This window comes from Bradyrhizobium sp. USDA 326 (assembly GCF_049739485.1).
Taxonomy (GTDB): Bacteria; Pseudomonadota; Alphaproteobacteria; order Rhizobiales; family Xanthobacteraceae; genus Bradyrhizobium.
The window spans coordinates 3,425,270-3,446,617 of the sequence record NZ_JBMGQA010000001.1 but is presented as its reverse complement, the minus strand read 5'-3'; the positions used below and the strand labels follow the sequence as shown (position 1 = coordinate 3,446,617).

The window sequence follows — 21,348 nt, the reverse complement described above, 5'->3', positions numbered from 1 at the left end:
CAGTGACCTTGTTCCAAATGGGCTTACGTGACGGCAATCTGACGCGGTTCTGGGCTCCAGTACGGCCCGCCGGGCAACAGAGGGGAATCACAGCAACAGCGTAATGGTTGTAATCTTGGCTCAATATCGCTTCGGCAATCAATTGGAAAATAGTGGGTGCGCTTTTGTCATGTTGGAGATCCCACCGACGTCTACTCCGCCGGACGTCGAGGTTACGAGAGTAGTGAGGGAAAGAACTTGCGCCGTTGTTGTGTCCCTATGCTTCCGACCCTAATAGAATAACGCGCTGCCGCATCTCTGGCCGCATCGCCCCTATCAATTTCCCGACGTCATCGTGCCATATCGAGGCGAAGACGAGGACCAGGTCATAAAGGGCTGTACCGGCGAGGATGTTGCGCAAGAACTCCCTTCGTTTCCTCGCGAACGAGGCAGTCGTCCCGCCGAGCGGTCGATCATTCATAGCGACGATGCGTCGGTCCTGCGAAAGAAGAATAACCACAACAGGATTCGCCTGGGAATCGAAGTACGGCCAATGCTCCAGACCGTGAAACGTAGCAAACACTGCATCGGATTGTTTGAGAACGCCTCGCGCCTTAAGTGCCGCCAACGCCCGATTCTCCAGCGGCTCTTCTGGGTTTGCAATGCGCTGGCGCTTACGAGCAGCCCTGGTGCTCTTCTTGAGAAGCTCCCTGAGTTCAACGATGGTGAGCCTGCCCTCGGCAACGTCCTTGAGCAATTGCTGTCGTTTCTCGGGTTGGCGGGCTGCAATGCGAGCGACGCGCTCGACGGCAGCCACGGGCATCCGAACGCCAGACGGCAGTTTGGTGATGCCCTCGGCATCCAGATACTGGGCAGCCCAGATAAAACGCCGAAGTGTGTTATCGCTCAGCTTCACCCGCTTCGACAGCTTGGCGATGTAGTCGCGCCGATCGCCTCGGCCGAGCGCCTCGTAGGGGCGGACATGCGGCCGAATGTAAGCGAGCCACTCGCTGGCTATTCTTCCGGGAGATGGTGACATACGCGGAGGCGCCGAATCGAGATGCGTGAGGGCCCATTAGTATAAGCCAGCGCACTGGCTTAACAAAAGAAATGTGCTGTTGACGACAGAGGCGCTTCGCGTGACACTGTTGTCGCGCTCTCTCTCCAGTCGATACGATCTAGCGCGCTCGATGCGAGATAGAGAAGTGATGGCTCAGGCCGAAGGAATGACGGAGAAGATGACAGAGAAAGAGCACGCGGTCTTCTGCGTTACCTTCGGAGTAACGTGGGGGAAGCGAGGCTATGCTTCGGCATCCGTCTCCAGGGGCCTGGAAACCGAGCACCCGCATTGGGGCAGCCAGCCTCATCTGGACGGGGCGGCCCGCGCGGAAATGGGCCTTCGTGGAAATTTCGTGGAAACCACCCCTTCAGGCCTCGGGCGCGGGGCGCCTAAGTCATTGAAGAGGATGGTGGGCACGACAGGGATCGAACCTGTGACCCCTACCATGTCAAGGTAGTGCTCTCCCGCTGAGCTACGTGCCCTAGAGGTCATTTCATCGGTGGGGTCCCTATAACGGCTCAGGGGACCCGGCGCAAGGACGGAAGGGGGCCGATTTAGGCCGCCAGCATCTTGTTCACTTCGCTGACCAATTCGCGCAGGTGCACGGGCTTGGACAGCACCTTGGCGTTCTTGGGGGCGTCCGAATCCGAGTTCAGGGCGACCGCGGCAAAGCCGGTGATGAACATGATCTTGATGTCGGGGTCGAGTTCCGAGGCCCGGCGGGCGAGCTCGATGCCATCCATCTCCGGCATCACGATGTCGGTGAGCAGCATCTCGAACGGCTCTTCCCGCAGCCGCTGATAGGCGGCCATGCCGTTGTCATGGGACGAAACCTGGAAACCGGCATTTTCCAGCGCCTTGACCAGGAAACGGCGCATGTCGTTGTCGTCTTCGGCGAGCAGGATTTTTGCCATGGCAGGAAACGTCGAATCCCCAGAGGATATCAGCAGAGGTCACTAAGCCCGACAGAGGGTAAATTTGGGGTGAAAATCTTTACCTTGGGCCGGCTGCGCTGCCGGCACTTGTGAAACGGAACGGGCTCCAAATCAATCGAGCCGGACCGACTGGTCCCCGCCACGATGCCCGCACGGTTAAGACATGTTCCAGCGTCCATCACATCTTTTCGCTTGGCAGAATGGTTGCGATTCCGGACAATGACGGACACATAAGAGCCGTTCGACCGGCCGAATCATTCGATCCGGAGCGATCCCGGATCGTGAGGCGCCGAGGGGGCGAAGCCCGAGTAAGGACGAAGCTTGAGAAGATGACCCGGTTTGACGGCGACATGTCGCCAGCCTTCGAGATCTTCGAGCCCGCCGAATGGCGCGCGCCTGTCATCTTCAACTCGCCCCATTCGGGCTCGACCTATCCGGACGAATTCCTGGCGGCGTCGCGGATCGACCTGCCGACGTTGCGGCGGTCGGAAGATTCGTTCATGGACGAGCTGATCGGCCATTTGAGCGATCGTGGCTTTCCGACGGTGCGGGTCAACTTTCCCCGCTCCTACGTCGACGTCAATCGCGAGCCCTATGAGCTCGACCCCCGCATGTTCAGCGGGCGGCTGCCGAGCTTTGCCAATACCCGCTCGATGCGGGTCGCCGGCGGCCTCGGCACCATTCCGCGCGTGGTTGGCGACGGCCAGGAGATCTACCGCGACCGCATCCTGGTCGACGATGCGCTGGGGCGGATCGAGGCGCTGTACAAGCCCTACCATCGCGCGCTGCGCCGGCTGATCAACAAGGTGCACCAGATGTTCGGCACCGTGGTGCTGGTCGACTGCCACTCGATGCCCTCGGTCGGCGTCAGCAGGGACGAGCCGCGCCGACCCGACGTCGTGATCGGCGACCGCTACGGCACGAGCTGCACGCCGCTGCTTCCCGATCGCGTCGAGGAGACCATGACGGGCCTCGGCTATTCGATCGGCCGCAACAAGCCCTATGCCGGCGGCTTCATCACCGAACACTACGGCAATCCCGCAAGCGGCCTGCACGCGGTACAGCTCGAGCTCAATCGCGCGATCTACATGGACGAGCGGCGGCGCGAGCGGAGTTCACGCTTTGCGCAAGTAGCCTCCGATTTCGGCGTTCTCGCCGACGTGCTGGCCACCACGATTCCGTTCGCCGATCTCGGCCCGTTCCAGGCTGCGGCGGAATAGGCGCCGGCTCTTCGACTTACGATCATGTTGTCTGCGATTGGCGCGAACGCGCCTTCGCTTCGCTGCGCACCCGAAACAAAAAGGGGGGCGAAGAAAAAAGAGGCGCAAAGAAAAAAGGGCCGCTTCTGATGAAGAAGCGGCCCAAGTCTAGGGAGGAAACGCCCAAGGAGGGCAGCGGTAACGCCAAGCGCTACCGCACCGCAACAATATGCGACCGCGCCGCACAAAGCGCAAGGCCTTTTGAGCCATTTCCCATGCAATTCGCACATGGCTCGGTTGCTTCCAGAGAAACCCAGATTCAGTTTCTTTGATAAGGAAATTCAATGGGTTGATAGTCATTTGCATACGAACGAGGCAACTCCGGAACGTAGTTTTCAACTCCATGATCGATATTTGGCCAGCAGATGACTGGGATGAGGCAGCACGCCTCGGCATCCAAAATACCAGGGAGCAAATCAAGACAGCGCTGCACCCGGGGGACGAATTGGGCTAGGCAGGAGGCGAGCTTCAGCCAACCTTCGCTTCGAGGATTCCCGTGACGGTGATCGACTTCTCCGCCTTCATCGGTCGGCTCGCCACCGCCTCCGGCGAAACCATCCTGCCGTTCTTCCGCACCTCGCTGTCGGTCGACGACAAGAGCAAGACCAAGGATTTCGACCCCGTGACGGAGGCCGACCGCGCCGCGGAGGCGGTGATGCGGCGCCTGATCAGGGCAAATTTCCCTCAGCACGGCATCGTCGGCGAGGAATTCGGCAATGAGCAGGACGATGCCGAGTATGTCTGGGTGCTCGACCCCATTGACGGCACCAAATCCTTCATCGGCGGCTTTCCGATCTGGGGCACGCTGATTGCGCTGCTCCACAAAGGCGCGCCGGTCTACGGCATGATGCACCAGCCCTTCATCGGCGAGCGCTTTTCCGGCGACAACGGCTCGGCCAATTACAGGGGCCCCTCCGGCGAGCGCCGGCTCCAGGTCCGCCGCTGCGCCTCGCTGTCGGAAGCCACGACCTACACCACCAGTCCCCTGCTGATGAACGAGAGCGACCGCGCCATCTTCGGCCGCATCGAGCAGGGCGCGCGGCTGTCGCGCTATGGCGGCGATTGTTACTCCTATTGCATGCTGGCGGCCGGCCACGTCGATCTCGTGGTCGAGACCGAGCTGAAGCCCTACGACATCGCGGCGCTGATCCCGATCGTGACCGGCGCCGGCGGCGTGGTCACCACGTGGGAAGGCAAGCCGGCCCAGGGCGGCGGCCGCATCATCGCGGCCGGCGACGCGCGGGTTCACGAAGAGGCCTTGAGGCTCTTGAACCAGTAACAACGCGAGCGGAGGGCTTGCATCACCGACGCGGGCGCGGAGACAGCGAAGTAGGCCACTTACCCTGGAGGTCAAGAGCCGTTCTCTCACAACGCGACAGGTGCGTCCCCCCCTTGGGGGGGGAGCGCTAGGGAAAGGGGCTCACACGGGGACTCCATCGATCACCTTCTTAACGACAGAGAGACCTTTTGCTGGGTACCCCTCTCCCTCGCAAGGGGGGAGGGAGCGCAGTTGGGCTCGCTGCTGCAGCGTGGGCTCACACCAGAGCGCGGCCCTCCTCACACCGCCTCTGCCCTGAGATGCTCCACCAGCATCTTGGCCGGCTTTGGTAGCGCCTTGAAGCTTCGCGCGCAGATCACGAGGCGGCGGTTGGCCCAGGCGTCGCGCAGGCGGACCATGGCGAGCGGCATCAGCTTGGCGCAGCGGCGGGCGGCGGCTTCCGGCACCAGGGCAACGCCGACATCGGCGGCAACCATCTGGCAGATCGCATCGAAATCGCGCAGGCGCGCGCGGAAATGCGGGCGCATGCCGAGTCGCGCCGCGTGCTTCGAGATGTGCATCTGGAGCGCTGTGGCGCTGGTCAGGCCGACGAAGTCGCAGGCCGCGGCCTCCTGAAAATCGATCTGGCGCCGGCCGGCGAACGGGCCGCGGCGGGAGGTCACCAGCGTCAGGCGATCCTCGCTGAACACGAAGCGCTCGATATGGTCAGGCAGCGCGTGCTCGGCGGCAAAACCGAGATCGGCGGCGCCCGTCGTGATCGCCGCCGCAATGTCGGTGCTCTCGCGCTCCTCGATGTCGACGGCGACGTCGTGATGCGCGCGCAGGAAGCCGGCGAGCGCCTTCGGCAGATGCTCCGAGAGCCCTGAGGTGTTGGCGAGGAAATGCACGCTGGCGCGCAAACCGCTGGCAAAGCCGGCAAGATCGCCGCGCATGGCGTCGATCTGGTGGATGACGAGCCGCGCATGATCGAGCAGGCTCTCGCCGGCCGCGGTCAATTCGATGCCGCGGCGGCCGCGCTTGAGCAGCGCGACGCCGAGCGCATCCTCGAGCCCCTTGATGCGTGCGCTGGCGGAGGCCAGCGCCAGGTGTGACCGCTCGGCACCGCGTGTGATGCTGCGCTGGTCGGCGACCGCGATGAAGAGCTGGAGGTCGACGAGGTCGAAGCGCATGCCGTGTCTCCTCAGCCTTCGCCCCAGACGAAGGCTCTCTCCGTAACCTCCAGATTGTGCCCGATCGCGGCATCGGTCAATGTGCGGGGATGATCGACCCGCTTCTCATTCTCGTCGCCGCCGTCTTCCTGCTTGCCGGATTCGTCAAGGGTGTGGTCGGGCTTGGCCTGCCAACGGTGTCCATGGGCCTGCTCGCCGTGAGCATGGCGCCGAGCCGCGCCATCGCCATCGTCATCGTGCCCGCCATCATCACCAACATCTGGCAGACCTTCGTCGGCCCTTATCTGCGCGACATCCTGAGGCGGCTGTGGCCGCTGATGATCGGCACCGTGATCGGGTGCTGGCTCAATGCCGGGGCGCTGACCGGCCCGCATGCGCGGTACGGCACGATCGTGCTCGGCGCCCTGCTCGTCACCTACGCCGTGATCGGCCTGAACAAGTTCCAGTTTCGCGTCGCACCGGAGAACGAGAAATGGGTCGGCGGCGTGGTCGGAATCGTCACCGGCGTGATCTCGGCCTCGACCGGCGTGCAGGTGATCCCCTCGATGCCGTTCATGCAGGCGATCGGCATGGAAAAGGACGAGCTGGTGCAGGCGCTCGGCGTGTTCTTCACGACGGCGACGCTCGCGCTCGCCTTCAACCTGACCGCGGTCGGATTGCTGACGCCCGCCAATGCCGTACCGGGCGCCGTGGGCCTCGCCATGGCCTTTGCCGGCATGTTCATCGGCCAATCGGTGCGGGCGCGGATGCCGGCGGAAGCGTTTCGCCGCTGGTTCCTGATCGCGATGATTTTGCTCGGCCTCTATCTCGCCGGAAGCGCGCTGGCGAAGGAATTCGGTTAAGCGCCTTACGATTTCGGCCCATAGCCCGGCACCCATTTTTCGTGTTGAGGCAGATCGTCCTGGATTGTCCACCACGGTACGCGCGACGAGGTGAAAACGTGGAGGCGAGGCCGAACTTCCGGATCGTCATCGAGCAGGCCAGCGGGAATGCTGACGGTCGGGAGATAGCTCGCCTTGCCGGGCGTCGGGCAGCCGCAGGTCCTGCACCGATGGCGGAAACTTCCCGGCGAGGATTCGTAGGCCACGGTCAGGTTCTCGCCTGCAACAAAGCGAAACTTGTCGGCATCGACATGGGCGTAGGTGGCGAATGCCGCGCCGGTCAGCTTGCGGCAATTGGCACAATGGCAATGGGTCAGCCAACGCACCTGATCGATCTCGAACCGCACAGCGCCGCACAGACAGCTTCCACGGATCATCGAAACCTCCCTGCACAGCTTTCATAGGGCGAAGCGCCCGCTGCACCAGTCCTTCGTTCGAGCGAGTTACCGCGTCTCCAGCATGGCGATGCGGATGCCGAGATAGATGAAGAGGCCGCCAAGCGCGCGATTGACCCAGGCGATGGCACCCTCGGATTGCCTCAGCCGGTGCGCGGCCTTGGCCGCGAACGCGGCGAGCACCAGGCACCACAACGTCCCCGTAAAAATGAAGATCAGGCCGAGCGTCAGGAAGGCGAGCGGCTTGTGCGGCGCATCGGCTGCGACGAATTGCGGCAGGAAGGCCAGGAAGAACAGCGCGACCTTGGGATTGAGCGCATTGGTGAAGACGCCCTGGAGGAAGACCCGCCGCAATGAGCTCCGCACCGGCTCGTCGATCGCCGACGCCGGCACCGGGCGCGACAACAGCATCTGGAGCCCGGTTACGACGAGATAGGCCGCGCCGAGCAGCTTCAGGATCGAGAAAGCGGTGGACGAGGCCATCAGCAGCGCCGAAAGACCGATCGCCGCGCACGCGACATGGACAAAACAGCCGCAACTGATGCCCAAGGCGGCAGCGGCGCCGCCCCGCCAGCCCATTTGCATGCTGCGGCCGATCACATAGACCGAATCCGGCCCCGGCGTGATGTTGAGCAGCACACCCGACAGGATGAAAAGCCCGATCTCGTGAATGCCCAGCATGCAAAATGCCTCCCGCCGCCCCGTCCGGGCGGTCCCGGTTCCGCTTAGTCGGTTCGCCCGTCCCCGTCCACCGCCGCGATTGCCTAGGATTTACCTCGAATTTGCAATGCGGATCATGCTTTCGCTTGGCCTCATCTGCTTTATAAAGGCAGGGTTCTTGAAATGCGGGACTCGAGGCGACTGCCACGCCGTGGCCGGTCCCCTCTCCCTTGGAGCTTCGCGGATATGGAAAGACGTCTGGCTGCCATCGTCTGCGCCGATGTCGCCGGCTATTCGCGCATGATGGGAAGCGACGAGGCCGGCACCCATGCCGCCTTCAAGGCCCATCGCGCGGCAATCCACCCCATCATCCTCAATCATGGCGGCCGCGTCGTGAAGAACACCGGCGACGGCTTCCTGCTCGAGTTCGCCTCGATTGTCGGCGCCACCGAGGCGGCGATCGCGATGCAGACGGTGATGGCGGAGCGCAACCAGCATCTGCCCGCTGACCGCGCCATGCAGTTCCGGCTCGGCATCCACATGGGCGATGTCATCGCCGACGAGGACGAGGTCTTCGGTGACGATGTCAACATCGCCGTCCGTCTGGAATCCGTGGCGAGCCCCGGCGGCTTCGCGATCTCGGCCAAGGCCTACAAAGAGGCGAGCAAGCATCTCTCGGTGCCGCTGACCGATGCCGGCAACCATCGCTTCAAGAACATCAAGGATGCGGTCGGGGTCTGGACCTGGACGCCCGAGGGCGCGCCGGCGCTTGCCCCCGAGCTCCGGGAAGCCTCCGCCCTCTCGCAGCAGTACCGCACCGCGATCGTCGGCGTGCTGCCCTTTGCCAATCTCAGCGACGCCCAGGATGAATATTTCTCCGATGGCCTCACCGAGGACCTGATCCACGCGCTGTCGCTGCAATCCTTCTATCGCGTGCTGAGCCGCAACTCGACCTTCGCCTTCAAGGGCAAGAACACGAGCACCCGCCTGATCGCACGCGAGATCGACGCCACCTATTTGATCCAGGGCTCCGTGCGCCGCGCCGGCGCCAAGATCCGCGTCACGGCCGAGCTGATTGCGCCGGAGACCGGCGAGCAGCTCTGGACCGGCCGCTACGACCGCGACATCGGCGACCTCTTCGCGATGCAGGACGAGATCACGACCAACCTGTCTGCCGCGGTCGCCACCGAGATCGTCCGTGCCGAGGCCTCGGCACCGGCGCGGATCTCGACTGACGTGTCCGCCTGGGACCGTTTCCTCAAGGGGCTGTCGCACTATTACCGGCAGACCAAGGAGGACTTGGCCGTCGCCGTGGACCTGTTCCGTGAGGCCATCCGGCTCGATCCCAAACTGTCGATCGCACACGCCTATCTCGCCACGATCCAGATCCAGAGCATTCAGTTCGGCTGGGTCAAGGGCACGCGCGACATGTGGACCGAGGCAATGAACCTCGCCGAAACCAGCGTCCGGCTCGACCCGCGCTCCTCCTTTGCGTTCTCGATCCTGTCCTGGGCCCATGCGATGGAGGGACATCATGAGGCGGCGATGGACGCCGCCAAGCGCGCCGTCGCGCTCAACCCCTACGACAATGGCGCGCGCGGCGTGCTCGGCATCTGTCATTTCATGATCGGCGAGCACCGCGAGGCGATCGAGCTGTTCTCGATGGCTGCGCAACGCGACAACAGCGACCCGCGCTATCAATGGTCGGCGCTGAACGCGTTCAGTCATTATCTTCTGCGCCAATATGACGCGACGCTGTCATGGGCCCGCGAGCAGCTCTACATCAACCCGAATCACATGCAGGCGCTGGCGATCCGCGCCGCGGCATTGGCGCAACTGGGGCGAAGCGACGAGGCGAGCGAAGCCGCCCGCGTGCTGATGGCAAACTATCCAGCGCTGAACGTCGAGAGGCACTTGCGCAACTTCCACTGGAAGCGGCCCGAGGACATCGCCCATTATCGCGACGGGCTACTGAAGGCCGGCGTGCCGCTGGGCAAGCTCGCCCTGGTTCAGGGCGGCGTCAAACGCGCCGCCGAATCCTGAGAAACTGCCCGTGCCAGTGCCGTCCGACACCGGCTTTTTTTGGCAGGACAGTGAAGTCAGCCACACTTCGTTGCACGCTGAAGTAGTATATACCCTCGTTTGTTAGGACTTTCCGCGTTCTAACAGCGCGCCTGCTTTTTTAGACTCGCCGTTTTCAGGATTTGGGCCATGCATGACCGCGCTTCGAAGCCGCCCTTCGACCCCTCGATCCAGGTCTCGCCGAACAATCCCTGCCCCTTCCTGCGCGGCCTCGTCGGCGAAGGTTTTGTCGACGGCGGCACCGTCCCACTCCGGACCCTGTCGCAGACTATCGCCAATGCAAGCGGCGAGACCGGGCTGAAGAAGACCTCGGCCCGCATCCAGGTCCGCGGCGTCGCACTGATCGCCAACGGTGCCTGTCACATCCTGCAAAGCATCTTCTGGGGCGCGCAGCTCAACACGCTGCGCGGCGGCCCGCTCGACAAGCTCGGTGCCGGCTCGCGCATCCTCGGGGTCGACGGTCGCGTCAACGAGGACGAGATTGCACGGCTCGCCAGTTTCGGCGGCACCTATGCCGACCCCGACGGCGGCACCGAGACCGGCCTCAACGCCTCTCAAATCCAGACCTTCATGAAAGACAATCTCAAGCGCGCCGGCAAGCAAGCGCGCTGGTACTACCCGATCCTGATGAAGTTCGAATGGCCGATCCTGCTCAAGATCATGGGCAAGGGTCGGGGCGACGACCGCTATCTCAGCGTGGCCGAGGTGAGGACATTGTTCGACGAGCGCAGATTCCCGGACAGGATCACCCAGAGGATTGTCGCCCAGCCGGTCAAACCGCCGTCGCTGATCTTGCGCGCCGCCGGCGGCCTCGTCGCCGCGCTCCTCGTCTTTGGCGTCGTCGCACTGCGCTTTCCCGATCAATTCCAGCCGATGCTTCCCGGCATCCTCGGCGATCTCGTGGCGCCGCCACTGCCGCAGCTCGTCGAACCCAAGGCTGCATACTGGCTTGAGCAGAACTGGGCGCTGGAGGACCGGCACTGGTTTCATCACGCCAGCCAGGGCACCGCGACTTTCCCGGTGCCTTATCGCTGGTTCATGGCGCTCGAGCAGCCGCGGCTTCATTTCTTCGCAAAGCCCGGGATGCTGCATGACGGCGACCACCTTCAGCGCTTCGGCTTCATCCCGAGCCCGCAGACGATCAACACCGACAACGCCACGCTCCGCCGGTTCGGCTATGCCAACGTTTACGACAAGACGAAGCCGGTGCCGGCGCGGCTCTGGAATCCGCCGGTGAACTGGGGTCCCCAGGCCGAAAACGTCGACGGCCTGCCCGTCGGCTTCGCACGCATGACCGGCGTAGCCGATCCTACGACCGGCCAGATCGGCGAGGACCGGATCGGCCTGACCTGCGCCGCCTGCCACACCGGCCAGATCCACTACAAGGGCATCGACATCCGCTTCGACGGCGGTCCCGCGATGACCGATCTGAGGAAGCTCGAGGTCACGACCGGCCTGTCGATCGCCTACACGCTCTACGTGCCGGGGCGCTTCACGCGCTTCGCCGACCGCGTGCTCGGCCCTTCCGCCAGCGATGCGGACCGCGACGCACTGAAGCAGAAGCTGAGTGCGATCGGCACGTTCCTGGTCGACTGGGAGAAGACCTACGCGAAGACCATCGGCGGCAAGACGAGGTTCAACGAGAAGACGAAGCGGGAAGAGAAGCAGCAGGACACCGAGGAAGGTTATGGCCGCCTCGATGCGCTCAACCGCATCGGCAACCAGGTCTTCTCGCAGGACATGACGCTTAGCGGGCTCAGCGGCTTCGAAAAGAATCTGCACGCCAGGGACGCGCCGGTCAGCTTCCCCCCGATCTGGACGGTACCCTGGCTCAAATACGCGCAATATGACGCTTCGATCGAACAGCCTCTGATCCGCAACGCCGGCGAAGCGCTGGGCGTGACCGCGCTGCTCAATCTGTCCGACAATACGCCCAAGGACAGGCTGTTCCGCTCGTCGATGGACATCAAGAATCTGAACTGGATCGAGGATCTGCTGAAGGGATCGGCGCCGTATCCGAAAAAGCAGCTCTCCGGACTGACATCGCCGAAATGGCCGTCGGACATTTTCGGCGATGATGCCTGGAAGATCGATGGCGACCGCGTCAAACGTGGCCGCAAGCTCTACTCGGAGCTCTGCGTCGAATGCCATCTGGGTCCGGTCAACGATCCCGTGTTCGACAGCGAGTTTCCGGCCCAAAGCATCTGGTCCTCGTCACGGTGGGAAACCATCGGCGAGGAGAAATTCCTGAACGAGGTCCAGAAGAGCGCCAAAGGCATGGGCACCGATCCTGCTCAGGCCGGGGTGCTGGCGACGCGCACGATTCAGGTGCCGGGCTTTCTCAGGCTTGATCCCACCCAGAACCTCAATGCCTGGTGGAATTGCAATCTGCCGGATATTTCTTCGACCGACATGCCGTATTCGCTTGGCCTGATGGTGCTCGTCGACATCGTCGCCCGCAAGGCAATGGACGATGCCAAAATCGACCCGAAGGATCAGCAAGCCTGGTGGGGCAAGCGCAAGAACTGCCCCAATCCCGGTCCGCAGCCGCCCGACAAGACCGAGCCGGGGCCCTGGTATCGCGCGCGACCGCTCGATGGCGTCTGGGCCACCGCGCCTTACCTGCACAACGGATCGGTCCCTTCGCTCTACTGGATGCTGAGCCCCGCGGCCGAGCGCCCCAAATCGTTCTGCATGGGTGGTGGCCGCGACTACGATCCGAAGCAGGTCGGCTTCGCGGTCGCCGACGGCGAGGGCTGCAAGACCGGGCAGTCGCGCTTCTCGACGCGGGCGTCTGATGGCACCGAACTGTTCGGCAACAGCAATGCCGGCCATTCGTTCGACGGTACGCCAGGCCCCGGCAAGGACGGCACCATCGGCCGCGTGCTCAAGGAGCAGGAGCGCTACGACCTGATCGAGTATCTGAAGACGCTGTAGGGCGACTGGAGTTCGCCGTCGTCATGGCCGAGCTTGTGGCACAACCCTCGCTCAAGCTCTCACTTGAACAGCGGCGTGCCTGGAACGAAGGCGTCGAAAGCGGCCCAGAACTGGGAACGGTAGCGATCCTGCTCCTGCAGGATCTCGTGCTTGGCGCCAGCGATCACGAGATGGGAGCCGGCGCGCAGGTGATAGGCGAACTCCTCGATCGCCGCGGTCGAGACCACGGTGTCATTGGAGGCCGCCAGCATCAGGATCGGCTGGCGGATCTGGGAGGGGTAGTTCACGCGCTTGAAGGTGTGCATCGCACGGAAGGCGGTATCGGCCCAGGCGACCGTCGGTGACGCCAGTCCGAGCGTCGGATCCTCCTCCAGGATCGCGGCGTTTCGCGCATAGCGCACGGGATCGCTGGTCAGGGGATTGTTGATGAAGGGATCGAGCCCGGTGAGGCGGTCGCTGCCGCCGGGAACGTAGCGGCCGCCCTGCCCGAGCAGGCGCATCGTCTTGAGCAGCGCACGCACCGGGAACGAGGTGGTGCGTCCCGGCAGGTCGATCATCGGGGCGGACAGCACCATGCGGTCGAACCAGCGCTTGCCGGCATGCGCCACCCGCAGCATCACCGTGCCGCCCATCGAGTGGGCGAGCGCGAAGAAGGGCGGCGGGCAATCGGGCAGCACCACCTGCTGCACGAAGGTCTCGACGTCGATTTCGAAATCGGAGAAGTCGCGCACATAGCCCTTGCGCGGATCGCGCAGGCGGCGCGAGGAATGGCCCTGCCCGCGCCAGTCGATCATCGCCACCGCAAAGCCGCGGTCGCGCAGGTCGCGCACGGTCTCGAAATATTTCTCGATCTGCTCGCCGCGTCCGGTGAAGACGCAGACGGTGCCCTTGCGGTTTGCCGGCGGCGCCCACCGCGCAAAGCGCAACTCGGCGCCATCGGGGGTCCTGATGGTGCCGCTGACGACGTTTTCGGGAACCGGATTGGACGGGATCGAGACCAGCGTCATAGGCGGGAAGTACTGCAATCAAGGGGCTAAAGCGCCGAAAAGGCGCAAATGCCGCCCTCTTGAACGCCGTCTCGTTCCACCCATATCATTTTCGTGCAGGCCGCTACCAGTGTTTCGGAACCGGAACATCAGGCTGCACACAGAGATGAGCCCGGCCCGATTGGCGGGCGGGTTACCTAACAGTCGCTCAATGGAGGACTTGACCATGCGTACCTATGATCTCACCCCGTTTTATCGTTCCACCGTCGGCTTCGACCGCCTCTTCAACCTGCTCGACCAGGCCGGTTCGGACGGCAGCCCCGGTTATCCCCCCTACAACATCGAGCGCACCGGCGAGAACGCCTACCGCATCACCGTTGCGGTCTCCGGCTTCTCCAAGGATGAGCTCTCCATCGTCGCGAAGGAAAACACGCTGACGATCAAGGGCGAGAAAGTCGCCAACGAGAACTCGAAGTCTGAAGTGCTCTACCGCGGCATCGCCGCGCGCGCCTTCGAGCGGGCCTTCCAGCTTGCCGACTTCGTGCAGGTGAAGGACGCTTCGCTCGAGAACGGGCTGCTTCACGTCGACCTCGTACGCGAGATTCCCGAGGCCAAGAAGCCGCGCCAGATCGCGATCAACGCCGGCGCCAAGGCGCAGGTGATCGAGGGCTCGGCCGCGCAAGCCGCCTAAGCCAAGCGAACTCCAAGTTACAAAAGCGCCCCGGTGCCCCGGGGCGCTTTTTCGTTGTGCATTGCATCACAGAGCGGTGAAGGGGAGTAACGCCGCCGTCTCTCCCTCCGTCGTTTGGGCACCGACCCCAAGAACCGAACCCAAGAACCGAACCCAAGACAAGACAAGACGGAGAAAAAGATCATGTCACTCTGGCGCAGCCTTCTCGTTGCCGCGAGCCTTTTGGCGGCTCCCCTCGGCCTTGCTCATGCGCAGACACCGCAAACGGTGAAGGCGAAGAACGTCGTGCTGGTGCATGGCGCCTGGGCCGACGGCTCGAGCTGGTCGGAGGTGATCCCGATCCTGCAGGCTGCAGGCCTGCATGTCACCGCCGTGCAGAATCCGCTGTCGTCGCTTGCGGACTCCATCGAGGCGACCAAGCGTGCGCTGGCCGAGCAGGACGGGCCGACGGTGCTGGTCGCGCATTCCTGGGGTGGCACCGTGATCAGCCAGGTAGGCACCGACCCGAAGGTCACCGGGCTCGTCTACGTCGCCGCCCGCGCGCCCGATGCGAACGAGGATTTCGTGGCGCTGTCGAAGCAGTTTCCGACCGGGCCCGCGCGCGCCGGCATCGTCGAGCGCGACGGCTACACCAAGCTCTCGGAAGACGCCTTCCTGAAATACTTCGCCAATGGCGTGAAACCGGAGCAGGCCAGGGAGCTCTATGCGGTGCAATGGCCGACGGCGGCCTCGATCTTCGCCGGCCGCACCACGGAAGCGGCGTGGCACTCCAAGCCGAGCTGGTACGCGGTGTCGAAGAACGACTACACCATCAACCCAGATTTCGAGCGCTTCCTCGCCAAGCGCATGAACGCCACCACGATCGAGCTCGATGCCGGCCATCTCTCGCTGGTGTCGCATCCGAAGGAGGTCGCGAATCTGATCCTGGAGGCGGCGGGGTATCCGCGAAGCTGAGCGGCGATCGCCGTACTGCCAAAGCGCCCGAGATTTTCGGGCGCTTTTTGACACCATTGGCGTGGCTCGCGCCACCGCGTCAAACTCGCAGACCTAATCCAGCCCCTGCACGGCCGGCATCTCCTGTGTCGGCAGAATCGTCGCTGCGGGGTTGGCCTGACCAATTGTGGGCGCAGCGGCCTCGGCGGGCTTGGCCTGCACGGCGGCCGCTTGCTGCGAAGGCTGGGCCTGCGGTGCTTGAGCCTGCTGCGCCACCGGCGCGGCCTTCGCGGCAGCGACCGGCGTCTCGGCGCGCCGCGGGGCGGCCTTGGGCAGCGGCACGGCGCGGCTTGCCACATGCGGGATCGGAGCCGGCGGGCGCGGCGGGCCGCTGCGGATCGCGGTCGGCGGCGGCAGCGCGCTTTGCGGACCGTAAGGCGCGACCGCGCGTTCGTCATAGGCGGGCGCCATGCCGTAGGCGTCAGCGGCGGGCATGAAGCGGATGATCCGGCCGTCGCGGGCGTCGATCACCAGCCGGCCATCATCGTCGCCGCGGCGGTCGATCACCGCGATGGTGTAGACGCTGCCGCGCAGGCGCGGGATGCCGAGCGGTAAGAAGCCGTTTTCGCGCAGCACCGCGTAGACCTCGGTTGATGGCAACAACACCAGCGCCGGACTGCGTTCCTCGTAGCCATAGCCGTAACCGTAACGCGGGGACGGCGGGACAGCCTCCGGCGCGTAGGGGGCGTCGAAATCCGACACCGCGATCACAGCCCCTCTCGCGATACCGCTGGCGGGAACCTGGGCATGGCCCGCGCTTGCGGCCAGCACCAGCGCTGCGGCCACACATCCTGTGAAAAATTTCATGGTCGAGACGCTCCTGTCAGGCCCCCGATGGCCCGCCGTCTTTCGCTTCTCGCGGCGTGGCGCGCCTTCCGAAGGGTTGATCCGAAGCTTCATTGCGGATTTCGGCGCGCGCGGGGCCGGATCGCGGCGCGTTTGCTTCAAAACCGGGGCCGCGCAACTTTTGGAAAGCGATTGATTGACATATCGGGAATCGGGACTTCCGCACGCTTGTGTGCTAGACAAAAATTTGGCAAGGTGATGGTTAGGACAGGAAGACTGTCTCAATTTGCTTGCGGTTCCGGCACAGGGATTGCAGCGAAAACCGGTGCTCTCGAGGGTACCAGGCAAAGCCGTTCTCGGGGACGAAGAGCGCCTAGGCCTGAATTTAAGAAAATGCGGCTCGCAGCGGACGAGCGGTGGCCCAGAAGCGGGTGCCGCGGGACGCCCAAGGTGCGCCGAAGGTGGCGGTGAGGCAGCTTGCCGCATGGAGAGGACAGAGCAATGAACGGGTCGCAATTCGAGCGCGCAAACATCGTGGCAGAAGAGCTGTCGGCGACGGTCGCCTCGAAAACGACTGACCCGATTCAGGAACACAATTCGCGTCCCAAAGCCGAGGGCCTCTACGATCCGAGCCTGGAGAAGGATTCCTGCGGTGTCGGCTTCATCGCCAACATCAAGGGCAAGAAGTCGCACGAGATCGTCTCGGACGCGCTGAGCATCCTCTGCAATCTCGAGCATCGCGGCGCCGTCGGTGCCGACCCGCGCGCCGGTGACGGCGCCGGCATCCTGGTGCAGATCCCGCACGCCTTCTTCAGCCGCAAGGCCAAGGAGCTCGGCTTTGCGCTGCCGGGTCCCGGCGAATACGCCATCGGCGCGCTGTTCATGCCGCGCGACACCGCCTGGCGCAATGTCATCAAGAGCATCATCGCCGACCAGATCAGGGAAGAGGGCCTGACCCTGCTCGGCTGGCGCGACGTGCCGACCGACAATTCCTCGCTCGGCGTCACCGTGAAGCCGACCGAGCCCGCCTGCATGCAGGTGTTCATCGGCCGCAACGGCACCGCCAAGACCGAGGACGAATTCGAGCGCCGGCTCTACATCCTGCGCAAGTCGATCTCGCAGGCGATCTACCAGCGCCGCGACCGCGGCCTTGCGGGCTATTATCCTTGCTCGATGTCCTGCCGCACCGTGATCTACAAGGGCATGTTCCTCGCCGACCAGCTCGGCAAGTACTATCCCGACCTGCACGAGAAGGACTTCGAGAGCGCGCTGGCCCTCGTGCACCAGCGCTTCTCGACTAATACCTTCCCGGCCTGGTCGCTGGCGCATCCCTACCGCATGATCGCGCATAACGGCGAGATCAACACGCTGCGCGGCAACACCAACTGGATGGCGGCGCGCCAGGCTTCGGTCAGCTCCGAGCTCTACGGCAAGGACATCAACCGGCTCTGGCCGATCTCCTATGAGGGCCAGTCCGACACCGCCTGCTTCGACAACGCGCTCGAATTCCTGGTGCAGGGCGGCTACTCGCTGCCACACGCCGTGATGATGATGATTCCGGAGGCGTGGGCCGGCAATCCCTTGATGGATGAAAAGCGCCGCGCCTTCTACGAATATCATGCCGCGCTGATGGAGCCGTGGGACGGCCCCGCCGCGATCGCCTTCACCGACGGCCGCCAGATCGGCGCCACACTCGACCGCAACGGCCTCAGGCCCGCGCGCTATCTCGTCACCAAGGACGACCGCATCGTGATGGCGTCCGAGATGGGCGTGCTGACCATCCCCGAGGACCAGATCATCACCAAGTGGCGCCTGCAGCCGGGCAAGATGCTGCTGGTCGACCTCGAACAGGGCCGCCTGATCCCCGACGACGAGATCAAGGCCGAGCTCGCCAAGAGCCATCCCTACAAGGAGTGGCTGGAGCGGACCCAGATCGTGCTGGAGGAGCTGCCGAAGGTTGCGACCACCGGCGTGCGCTCCAACCTGTCGCTGCTCGATCGCCAGCAGGCGTTCGGCTACAGCCAGGAAGACATCACCATCCTGATGACGCCGATGGCGGCCACGGGCGAGGAAGCCGCGGGATCGATGGGCAACGACACGCCGATCTCGGCGCTGTCGGACAGGGCCAAGCCGCTGTTCACCTACTTCAAGCAGAACTTCGCGCAGGTCACCAACCCGCCGATCGACCCGATCCGCGAGGAGCTGGTGATGAGCCTCGTCTCCATCATCGGACCGCGGCCGAACCTGTTCGACCTCCAGGGCATGGCCACGACCAAGCGCCTCGAGGTGCGCCAGCCGATCCTGACCGATGCGGATCTGGAAAAGATCCGCTCGATCTCGGACGTGGCGGAGTCTCATTTCAAGTCGCGCACGCTCGACACCACCTTCCATGCCGGGCTCGGCGCGGCCGGCATGGACCAGGTGCTCGACGAACTCTGCGCGCGCGCCGAAAGCGCGGTGCGCGAGGGCGTCAACATCATCATCCTGTCCGACCGCATGGTCGGCACCGACCGGGTGCCGATCCCGGCACTGCTGGCCTGCGCCGCCGTGCATCATCATCTGATCCGAGTCGGATTGCGCACCTCGGTCGGCCTCGTCGTCGAATCCGGCGAGCCGCGCGAAGTGCATCACTTCGCCTGCCTCGCCGGCTACGGCGCCGAAGCGATCAATCCTTATCTGGCGTTCGAGACCATCATCGCGATGAAGGACCGGCTGCCCGGCTCGCTCGACGACTACGAGATCGTCAAGCGCTACATCAAGTCGATCGGCAAGGGGCTGCTCAAGGTGATGTCCAAGATGGGCATCTCGACCTACCAGTCCTATTGCGGCGCGCAGATCTTCGACGCGGTCGGCCTCAAGGCCGACTTCGTGTCGAAGTTCTTCGCGGGCACGCATACCCGGGTCGAGGGCGTCGGTCTTGCCGAGATCGCGGAAGAGGCCGTGCGCCGCCATGCCGATGCGTTCGGCGAGGCGCAGGTCTACAAGACCGCGCTCGACGTCGGCGGCGAATATGCCTATCGCAGCCGCGGCGAGGACCATGCCTGGACCGCCGAATCGGTGTCGCTGCTCCAGCACGCCGCGCGCGGCAATTCGCAGGAGCGCTACCGCGCCTTCGCCAAGATCCTCAACGAGCAGTCGGAGCGGCTGCTGACGCTGCGCGGCCTGTTCCGGATCAAGAACGCGGAGGAGGAGAAGCGCAAGCCCATCCCGCTCGACCAGGTCGAGCCGGCCAAGGACATCGTCAAGCGCTTCGCCACGGGCGCGATGAGCTTCGGCTCGATCTCGCGCGAGGCGCACACCACGCTCGCGATCGCCATGAACCGGATCGGCGGCAAGTCGAACACCGGCGAAGGCGGCGAGGAAGCCGACCGCTTCAAGCCGATGCCGAACGGCGATTCCATGCGCTCGGCGATCAAGCAGGTCGCCTCCGGCCGCTTCGGCGTCACCACGGAGTATCTCGTCAACTCCGACATGATGCAGATCAAGATGGCGCAAGGCGCCAAGCCCGGCGAAGGCGGCCAGCTGCCCGGCCACAAGGTCGACGCGACCATCGCAAAGGTCCGGCACTCGACGCCGGGCGTCGGCCTGATCTCGCCGCCGCCGCACCACGACATCTACTCGATCGAGGATCTGGCGCAGCTCATCTACGACCTCAAGAACGTCAACCCGACGGGCGACGTCTCGGTCAAGCTCGTCTCCGAGATCGGCGTCGGCACCGTCGCCGCGGGCGTTGCCAAGGCGCGCGCCGACCATGTCACCATCGCGGGCTTCGAGGGCGGCACGGGTGCATCGCCGCTGACCTCGATCAAGCATGCGGGATCGCCGTGGGAAATCGGGCTCGCCGAAACCCACCAGACGCTGGTGCGCGAGCGGCTGCGCAGCCGCATCGTGGTTCAGGTGGACGGCGGCTTCCGTACCGGCCGTGACGTCGTGATCGGCGCGCTCCTGGGTGCCGACGAGTTCGGCTTTGCCACCGCGCCGCTCATCGCGGCCGGCTGCATCATGATGCGCAAGTGCCATCTCAACACCTGCCCGGTCGGCGTCGCGACGCAGGACCCCGTCCTGCGCAAGCGCTTCACCGGTCAGCCCGAGCACGTGATCAACTACTTCTTCTTCGTTGCCGAGGAAGTCCGCGAGATCATGGCGAGCCTCGGCTTCCGTACCTTCAATGAGATGGTCGGCCAGGTGCAGCTGCTCGACCAGACCAAGCTGGTCGCGCACTGGAAGGCCAAGGGCCTCGATTTCTCCAAGCTCTTCGTCAAGCAGAAGGAAGAGAAGGGCCAGAAGATCTATCATTCCGAGCGCCAGAACCATCATCTGGAGGCGGTGCTCGACCGCACGCTGATCGAGCGGGCGCAGCCCGCGCTCGACCGCGGCGCGCCGGTGAAGATCGAGGCCGCGATCAACAGCACCAACCGCTCCGCCGGCGCCATGCTGTCGGGCGCGGTGGCCAAGATCTACGGCCATGCCGGCCTGCCGCACGACACGATCCATGTCAGCCTCAAGGGCACTGCCGGACAGGCCTTCGGCGCGTGGCTCGCCCACGGCGTCACCTTCGAGCTCGAGGGTGAAGGCAACGACTATGTCGGCAAGGGCCTCTCGGGCGGCAAGATCATCGTCAAGCCGCCGAAGAACTCCGCGATCGTGCCGGAAGAGAGCATCATCGTCGGCAACACCGTGATGTACGGCGCGATCGAGGGCGAATGCTACTTCCGCGGCATCGCCGGCGAACGTTTCGCCGTGCGCAATTCCGGCGCCGTCGCGGTGGTCGAAGGCGCCGGCGATCATTGCTGCGAATACATGACCGGCGGCATCGTGGTCGTGCTCGGCAAGACCGGGCGCAACTTCGCGGCCGGCATGTCTGGCGGCATCGCCTATGTGCTGGACGAGGCCGGCGACTTCGACAAGCTGTGCAACCTCAGCATGGTCGAGCTCGAGCCGGTGCTGTCGGAGGAGCTGATCAACGCCGGCACCTATCACCATTCCGGTGATCTCGAGGCGCACGGCCGGGTCGACGTGTTCAGGAACCTGCTCGCCTCCGACGTCGAGCGCCTGCACGTCCTGATCTCGCGCCATGCCAAGGCGACCGGCTCCAAGCGCGCCGCCGACATCCTTGCCAACTGGAAGGAATGGCTGCCCAAATTCCGCAAGGTGATGCCGGTCGAGTACCGGCGCGCGCTGCGCGAGATGGCCGCCAACGCGGACGCCGAGCCGAAAATCGCGATCGGGGCGTAAGGCATTACACCTCGTCATTGC

General features: G+C 64.3%; 15 protein-coding genes and 1 tRNA gene. 8 read left to right on the top strand and 8 right to left on the bottom strand.

All coding sequences use genetic code 11. From position 1 onward, the window contains the following. Nucleotides 1–256: 256 nt before the first annotated feature. From ABIG06_RS16410 to cpdR, 3 genes are all read right to left on the bottom strand, one after another. Nucleotides 257–1,018, bottom strand: a complete 762-nt coding sequence (locus ABIG06_RS16410; protein WP_124163234.1) for a hypothetical protein — start codon at nucleotides 1,016–1,018, stop codon at nucleotides 257–259. Between the two features lie 428 nt (nucleotides 1,019–1,446). Beyond that, nucleotides 1,447–1,521, bottom strand: a tRNA-Val gene (locus tag ABIG06_RS16405). A 72-nt stretch (nucleotides 1,522–1,593) separates the two neighbouring features. Further along, nucleotides 1,594–1,953 carry a cell cycle two-component system response regulator CpdR gene (gene cpdR / locus ABIG06_RS16400; protein ID WP_028179810.1) on the bottom strand — a complete coding sequence of 120 codons (360 nt, stop codon included), beginning with the start codon at nucleotides 1,951–1,953 and terminating at the stop codon, nucleotides 1,594–1,596. Nucleotides 1,954–2,303: 350 nt separating this feature from the next. Between cpdR and ABIG06_RS16395 the strand changes: the two genes are divergently transcribed. Both ABIG06_RS16395 and hisN read left to right on the top strand, forming a co-directional pair. Further along, nucleotides 2,304–3,194: an N-formylglutamate amidohydrolase gene (locus tag ABIG06_RS16395; RefSeq protein WP_370137842.1), complete on the top strand. Its 891-nt coding sequence runs from the start codon at nucleotides 2,304–2,306 to the stop codon at nucleotides 3,192–3,194. A 535-nt stretch (nucleotides 3,195–3,729) separates the two neighbouring features. After that, nucleotides 3,730–4,512 (top strand): histidinol-phosphatase, encoded by a 783-nt coding sequence (hisN, locus tag ABIG06_RS16390; RefSeq protein WP_124163236.1) that lies wholly within the window; start codon nucleotides 3,730–3,732, stop codon nucleotides 4,510–4,512. Nucleotides 4,513–4,790: 278 nt separating this feature from the next. Here hisN and ABIG06_RS16385 read toward each other — a convergent pair whose 3' ends face one another. Beyond that, a complete protein-coding gene (locus ABIG06_RS16385; RefSeq protein WP_370137840.1) occupies nucleotides 4,791–5,681 on the bottom strand; it encodes a LysR substrate-binding domain-containing protein in 891 nt (296 codons plus the stop codon). An 89-nt stretch (nucleotides 5,682–5,770) separates the two neighbouring features. Between ABIG06_RS16385 and ABIG06_RS16380 the strand changes: the two genes are divergently transcribed. Beyond that, nucleotides 5,771–6,523 (top strand): sulfite exporter TauE/SafE family protein, encoded by a 753-nt coding sequence (locus ABIG06_RS16380; protein ID WP_370137839.1) that lies wholly within the window; start codon nucleotides 5,771–5,773, stop codon nucleotides 6,521–6,523. Between the two features lie 5 nt (nucleotides 6,524–6,528). On the opposite strand, the gene ABIG06_RS16375 is transcribed toward ABIG06_RS16380, so the two are convergent. After that, nucleotides 6,529–6,939: a GFA family protein gene (locus tag ABIG06_RS16375; protein WP_370137837.1), complete on the bottom strand. Its 411-nt coding sequence runs from the start codon at nucleotides 6,937–6,939 to the stop codon at nucleotides 6,529–6,531. A 66-nt stretch (nucleotides 6,940–7,005) separates the two neighbouring features. Further along, nucleotides 7,006–7,638, bottom strand: a complete 633-nt coding sequence (locus ABIG06_RS16370) for a LysE family translocator (protein WP_370137835.1) — start codon at nucleotides 7,636–7,638, stop codon at nucleotides 7,006–7,008. Nucleotides 7,639–7,863: 225 nt separating this feature from the next. On the opposite strand from ABIG06_RS16370, the gene ABIG06_RS16365 reads away from it, so the two are divergent. Together ABIG06_RS16365 and ABIG06_RS16360 are read left to right on the top strand one after the other, a co-directional pair. Continuing rightward, nucleotides 7,864–9,660, top strand: coding sequence for an adenylate/guanylate cyclase domain-containing protein (locus ABIG06_RS16365; protein ID WP_370137834.1), 1,797 nt, complete (start codon nucleotides 7,864–7,866; stop codon nucleotides 9,658–9,660). 168 nt (nucleotides 9,661–9,828) lie between these two features. After that, nucleotides 9,829–12,636, top strand: a complete 2,808-nt coding sequence (locus tag ABIG06_RS16360; protein ID WP_370137832.1) for a di-heme-cytochrome C peroxidase — start codon at nucleotides 9,829–9,831, stop codon at nucleotides 12,634–12,636. 59 nt (nucleotides 12,637–12,695) lie between these two features. Here ABIG06_RS16360 and ABIG06_RS16355 read toward each other — a convergent pair whose 3' ends face one another. After that, nucleotides 12,696–13,643: an alpha/beta fold hydrolase gene (locus ABIG06_RS16355; RefSeq protein ID WP_370137830.1), complete on the bottom strand. Its 948-nt coding sequence runs from the start codon at nucleotides 13,641–13,643 to the stop codon at nucleotides 12,696–12,698. A gap of 205 nt (nucleotides 13,644–13,848) precedes the next feature. Here ABIG06_RS16355 and ABIG06_RS16350 point away from each other — a divergent pair, with 205 nt between their 5' ends. Then, nucleotides 13,849–14,313, top strand: coding sequence for an Hsp20 family protein (locus ABIG06_RS16350; RefSeq protein WP_199752279.1), 465 nt, complete (start codon nucleotides 13,849–13,851; stop codon nucleotides 14,311–14,313). A gap of 183 nt (nucleotides 14,314–14,496) precedes the next feature. Then, nucleotides 14,497–15,267 (top strand): alpha/beta fold hydrolase, encoded by a 771-nt coding sequence (locus ABIG06_RS16345; RefSeq protein WP_370137829.1) that lies wholly within the window; start codon nucleotides 14,497–14,499, stop codon nucleotides 15,265–15,267. Between the two features lie 93 nt (nucleotides 15,268–15,360). On the opposite strand, the gene ABIG06_RS16340 is transcribed toward ABIG06_RS16345, so the two are convergent. Then, nucleotides 15,361–16,113, bottom strand: coding sequence for a hypothetical protein (locus tag ABIG06_RS16340; RefSeq protein ID WP_370137827.1), 753 nt, complete (start codon nucleotides 16,111–16,113; stop codon nucleotides 15,361–15,363). Nucleotides 16,114–16,593: 480 nt separating this feature from the next. Between ABIG06_RS16340 and gltB the strand changes: the two genes are divergently transcribed. Then, on the top strand, nucleotides 16,594–21,327 hold the full coding sequence (gene gltB / locus ABIG06_RS16335) for a glutamate synthase large subunit (RefSeq protein ID WP_370137826.1): 4,734 nt from the start codon (nucleotides 16,594–16,596) through the stop codon (nucleotides 21,325–21,327). Nucleotides 21,328–21,348 lie beyond the last annotated feature (21 nt).